Here is a 5422-nt window from a genome sequence, read left to right as displayed (position 1 = left end):
CGGTCGCAACGTGCGCACGATGCCGATGCTGTGGTCGCCGGTGGATCCGACGGTGTTGTTCTACACATCCAACGTGGTGTGGAAGTCGACGGACCACGCGCACAGCTGGACACGCATCAGTCCCGATCTCGCGCGATCGACGTGGGCGATCCCGGCAACTGCCGGCGCGTACGCGAAAGAGGTGAAGCCAAAAGCCGCAGGCAGCATCACCGCGCTCTCTGCATCGCCGCGCGACGTGAACGTGCTGTGGGCCGGAACCGATGACGGCAACATCCAGATGACCCGCGATGGCGGTGCGAAGTGGACCAACATGACGCCGCCGGCGATCAAGCCGTGGGCGCGCATCTTCAACATCGATGCCGGACATTTCGACTCGGCCACCGCGTATGCCGCCGCGAACACGATGCGCATCGACGACATGAATCCGCATTTCTGGCGCACGCATGATGGCGGCAAGACCTGGACCGGGATCAATCGCGGCATCGCGCCCGGCGCGGTTGCGAATTCCATCCGTGAAGATCCACGCAAGCCCGGTTTGCTGTACGCCTCCACCGACACGCAGGTGTGGGTGTCGTTCGATGATGGCGATCAGTGGCAGTCACTGCGGCTGGACATGCCCGCAGTCTCGGTGCGCGATCTGCAAGTCAAAGACGACAGCACCTGTCAGTGTTCCGACCTCGTCGCAGCCACACACGGTCGCGGCTTCTACATCCTCGACAACGTGACTCCACTGCGGCAGGCGGCCGAAGCGCGCGGTGCGCAAGACGCCTATCTGTTCAAGCCGCAACCGGCGACGCGGATCCGCATGGCAACGAACGATCCCACGCCGTGGGCACCGGAACTTCCCGCCGGCGAAAACCCACCCAACGGCGCGATCATCGACTACTTTCTCGCGTCAGGCGTGGCCGGCCCCGTCACCATCGACATCCTCGATGCCGACAACGCGGTCGTGCGCACCTACACGAGCGAACTCACGCGCGACCCGGATCCGGCAGTGGACCGCGCCGCATACGACAAGACGTGTCAGGCCTCACCGGAGTCGCCCGACTGCTCCGTGCCGCTCTACTGGCCCTCGCGCATCAAGTCGGTGCCGACCAGCGCCGGCATGCATCGCATCAGCTGGAACCTGCGCTACCAACCCTTGGCGACGGAGCGCCAGCCAATTGAAATCGCAGTGCCCCATCGCAGCTCGCCGCCACCGAGTTCGCCATGGGCTCCACCCGGCGATTACACCGTACGTCTCACTGCTGGGGGGAAGACGCTGACGCAACCGCTCACCGTGCGCCTCGATCCGCGCGTCAAGACACCAGCCGCGGCGTTGCGGGAAAACACCAAGTTGTCACTGGAGATGTATGGGCTGGCGCGCACCACGCGCATGGCCTACGCGCAGGCACATGATCTGGGAGTGGCGGTTGCGAAGCTCGGGCCGGTTCAGAGCAAAGAAGCAGAGTCGCTCAAGACCGCGCTCGATGCGATCGCGCCAGACGAGTTGCATGGCGAGGCGCGTGAGGAAGCGAAAGATCGCGGCGGCGCGCATCCTCCATCGACGTTGAATGACGTGAGCGATGCCGCCTTGAGTGCATCGCTGGCGTTGCAGGCTGCAGACACCGCGCCAACTGCGGCGCAGATTGCGGCGTGTGTGCAGGCGCGCGCTCAAGCGAATGAGGCGATGGCCCGATGGGAGATGGTGCAGTCGAAAGACCTGGCGACGTTCAACGCGAAGTTGAAGGCGAAGGGACATGACACATTGGCATTGCCGCCACTGAGGATGCCCGCTGCATTGCCCAGCGACGAGAATGGAAACAAAGACGAGGAGTAGGGCGGCGAAAGCGATATCGCGACATGCCCTCAGCCGGCATGGCTGACTCCCCGACGGGCAGGACGATTCAAGGTCGCGTGCGCACGTGCCACACCGCTGGGTTGATCGTCGGAAGCGCTTCCAGTTGCGGCCGCGCGACGTAGTAGCCCTGGAACAGCGAGATGCCGAGTGTCGCCAGCACGTCGAGTTCGTCCGCCGTCTCCACGCCTTCGGCGACAACGCGAACCGATAGTTTTTCGCAGAGGCCGACAACCGCTGCAACCACGTGCTGACGGGGCACACTTGCCTCGATCCCGCGAATGAGATGCATGTCGAGCTTGACGAGGTCCGGTTGGAAATCGACGAGAAGTCCCAGCCCGGCGTAACCTGCGCCGAAGTCGTCGAACGCGGTCATCATGTGCCGCGTCCGGTAGTAGCGGACGATATCGAGTGTGTGGGCGGGATCACGGATCGGTTCGTTTTCGGTGAACTCGAAGATCAGCTTCTCGGTCGAAAATCCCGCGCGGACCGCCGCTTCCAGCGTCAGCCGGATACAAGCTGCAGGCTCGTAGACGGCCTGCGGCAGGAAGTTGATCGAGAGGCGCTCACGCATGTCGAGCGCTGCCGCGGTCTCGATGGCGACGACTCGACACCTCTGGTCGAAGCGATAGAGCTGCTCGGGCTGCACGCGGCGAAGCACCTCCGCAGCGTTGTCGCCGCCCGCAAACCGGACGAGCGCCTCGTAAGCGAACACGTCCTGTGCCGAGAGATCCACGATGGGCTGAAAAGCCATGCGGATCTCGAAATCAAGATCCGGCGTATCCCGACACCGCACGCATCCGCGCGCGCCGTCATTGTCTTCGGGAGGTACGGCAGTGGTGGGTCGTTTCTCGTCCATTCCGCCTCGTCTGCATCTGCGCTGTGACTCTTGCAGCGAGAGATGAGGTGCCACCTTACACGCAACCGCGCACCGACCGGTGTTTGCTGATGCCGAGTGCGGAAAGCGGATCGACTGAGACGGAACCCCCGTGCCAGGCGATGCGGATAACCAGACTTGCTCGTTGGCCTTCGTAGAAAAATGGAACCAGCCCGATCCAGATTGCGCTTCCGGATCGCCTGCGGCCTCTCCACTCGGACGGGAGTGGCTAAAAAGCCGGCGATGCAGCCAACAAGTCTCTGTCAGCGTCCACGTCCCACCACCAGATTGTCGAACACGCCCCATACAAAATTTCCGTCAACGTTCGCTTCGGGTGCGCTCACGGTCAAGCTGTGAATCGGTTGCGTTGCGACGAAGCCGCGGAAATCCTGCTGACTCGTGGAGGTGAATGTCTCGATTGCGCCGTCACCGAGTTCGATGCGGATCGTCGTCGGCGGCTGCAGGTTCATGTCGACGCTGGTCAGGTCCAGGTACATCTGACCCCAGACATTGCCACCGATTGCGGTGACGGGCGCGCCGGTGAACGTGATCGTGAGTGTCGACGTTTCGCTCGCGGACACGGTCGAGAGTTCGCCGGCTCCGTCGAACAGGTAGAAGTCACCGATGTCGTGTTGCGGAGCGGCGCTGACCGCATAGGTAAATGTGCCGCCAAACAACAACGGTCCGTGCACATAGCCGGTGCGCAGTGCAGTGAACGCATTTGTTTCGTAGCCGGGTGCGACCGCGGCGACAAACGCGTCGCGGTTGTCGAACGTGCGCAGCGCGCGTCCGCACGCACCGTCGCTGGCATCGTCGAACCCGTTGGCGAACAGTCGGTCGGTCGCAGCACATGACGTCGCTTCCACCTGGAAGACAAGCGGGATCGCATGCATCGGGTGTGCAGCGTCATTGGTTGCGACGCACAGTGCCGCCGTGTAGTCGCCTGTCGCGACAGTGCCCGCATCGAACGTGAGCGTGACGTCGTCATGCTGGCCGGCTGCGACGGTACCGTTCACCGACCCGATCGTGAGCCACGGTTGCGCGGCCTGCGTGCCACAGTCGGGTGGTGTCACGCCGTCGCTGTTGGCGGTTGTGACCGCGTAGCTCAAGGTGCCGGCACCGCTGTTGCGGATGACGAGCGTTTCGCTGCGCTGGATGCCGGCATCGAGCGCGACTGCGAGTTTGGCTGGTAGTGCAGCGATGGGCTGTGTCGGTGCGCCTTCGTCGCTCAGGGTCAGCGTCAGGCTTGCCTCGTTCGGCGGATCGCCGTTGCCATCGCCGAGCACGTTGACGACCACAGGCAGATCGCCGGTGTAGTCGGCCGGCACGTCGACGTCGACGATCACGATCTGTTCCTCGCCGGGATCGGGTGAACCGGAGAGACTTCCGCAACCATCGAGCACCGGCCAGCCGAGCTGGTACCAACCGCCGTTGGTCGTGCCCATGCCGTCGACGAGCGGATGGACGTCCGAGCAGAACGAGAACGTGTTGCGCTTGCGCACGGCAGACAGCGTCACGTTCTCGGGCAACTGGAAGGTCAGTGCATCGACGCCGGCGAATGCGTCGGAGACCATGTGCAGGTCGAGCAGATAGCTGTTGATGCGACCGCGCGCGTAACTGGTCGGCGTGCTCGCGCCGGTGATGCCGATGTCTGCGTGCGCGGCGTGCATGACGCCCACGCAAGCGAAGGTGGCGACGAACGCGATGCGGCGCAGCGTGCATGTGTTGAAACGGAGGCGGTTCGATGTGGTCACGGTGCGGCACTCCCGATGACGAGGTTGTCGAGCGTCGGCCAGCGATCGGGCGATTCGCCGACGACGGGCGGGTCGATTTCGGGCGCATCGACGAAGATGCCCGCGATCGGTGCATTCGCGACGAAACCGCGGAAGTCGTCCGGCCCTGTCGAGTCGACGGTTTCGGTCGTGCCGATGGTGCCGTCCTGCATCAGCACCGTGACCACGACCTGACCCGACGTCGGCTGCAGCGAGAAATCCGACGTCCACACGTTCGCGCCGATCGCAGTGAACGGCGGGTCGTCGATCGTGGTGAGGACGGAAACCGGATCATCGACGCGGTCGGTCGAGATGTAGCCCACGCCGTTGTAGAGCGGATGGGTTGCAAACGCGCCAGTGAAGATCGTGTAGTGCCAGGCGTCGCTGCCGTCGGTGTAGTTGATCGGCTGGCTCGTGCCTTGCTCGATCTCGTTGAAGTCGTGCTCGGCGTAGCCCGGTGCGATCGCGGCAAGAAACGCGGTGCGGTCGGTGTAGACGGTCACCGGATCGGTGCCACGCACCGCGTCAAGACCGCAGGCGAAGACGCGATCGAACGGCGTGCTGGCCGGGATGGCCGCCGCCAGCGCGAGGTTGCCCGGGCGTGAGGTCGTCGACGCACTCGCCGAGGTCGCGGCGAGCGCGAGCAGGGCGAGGATGGGTCTCCGGAGTGATGTCATGGATCGTTTCCTTTCTGGGAGGGGCGCCGGCGCGACGTGGCCGCGGATACCGTCGCGTGGAATCGCCGCGCACTTCACGACAGATCGTCGCCAGGGTCCATGCGAAACGCCTTCCAATCACCTTCCGTCAGGCTTCCGTCATGGTTCGGCGGCTTCAGCCGCGGCTGTGCGCCACCGGTGCGACGGTGAGTTCGGCCGGCACGGTGCGCTCCCCAGCGAGCTCGCGTGCCGCTGCGAGGGCATTGCGCCACGCGCCCGG

The 5422-nt window shown here is 64.3% G+C and carries 3 protein-coding genes and 1 pseudogene; 1 reads left to right on the top strand and 3 read right to left on the bottom strand.

Going from position 1 to position 5422, the window contains the following annotated elements; translation table 11 throughout:
* Positions 1-1819 (top strand): annotated as a pseudogene (locus ABIV12_RS03835) (hypothetical protein); the annotation flags it as partial.
* Positions 1820-1886: 67 nt separating this feature from the next.
* On the opposite strand, the gene ABIV12_RS03830 reads toward ABIV12_RS03835, so the two are convergent.
* From ABIV12_RS03830 to ABIV12_RS03820, 3 genes are all read right to left on the bottom strand, one after another.
* Positions 1887-2591 (bottom strand): EAL domain-containing protein, encoded by a 705-nt coding sequence (locus ABIV12_RS03830; RefSeq protein WP_348056404.1) that lies wholly within the window; start codon positions 2589-2591, stop codon positions 1887-1889.
* Between the two features lie 386 nt (positions 2592-2977).
* Positions 2978-4468 carry a hypothetical protein gene (locus ABIV12_RS03825; protein WP_348056402.1) on the bottom strand — a complete coding sequence of 497 codons (1491 nt, stop codon included), beginning with the start codon at positions 4466-4468 and terminating at the stop codon, positions 2978-2980.
* Entirely contained in the window at positions 4465-5163 is a 699-nt protein-coding gene (locus tag ABIV12_RS03820; protein WP_348056400.1) for a hypothetical protein, read from the bottom strand. Before ABIV12_RS03820 ends, ABIV12_RS03825 begins: the two co-directional genes overlap by 4 nt.
* Positions 5164-5422 lie beyond the last annotated feature (259 nt).

Origin of the sequence: Dokdonella sp. (assembly GCF_039926425.1) — a bacterium.
In the GTDB taxonomy this organism is placed as follows: domain Bacteria; phylum Pseudomonadota; class Gammaproteobacteria; order Xanthomonadales; family Rhodanobacteraceae; genus Dokdonella_A.
The sequence above is the reverse complement of the archived record's forward strand: the minus strand, read 5'-3'. Positions and strand labels throughout refer to the sequence as shown.

What these genes read in the sequence shown, in the direction of transcription:
- ABIV12_RS03830 (WP_348056404.1), bottom strand. Translation starts at nt 2,591, where the DNA reads ATGGCTTTTCAGCCCATCGTGGATCTCTCGGCACAGGACGTGTTCGCT.
- ABIV12_RS03820 (WP_348056400.1), bottom strand. Translation starts at nt 5,163, where the DNA reads ATGACATCACTCCGGAGACCCATCCTCGCCCTGCTCGCGCTCGCCGCG.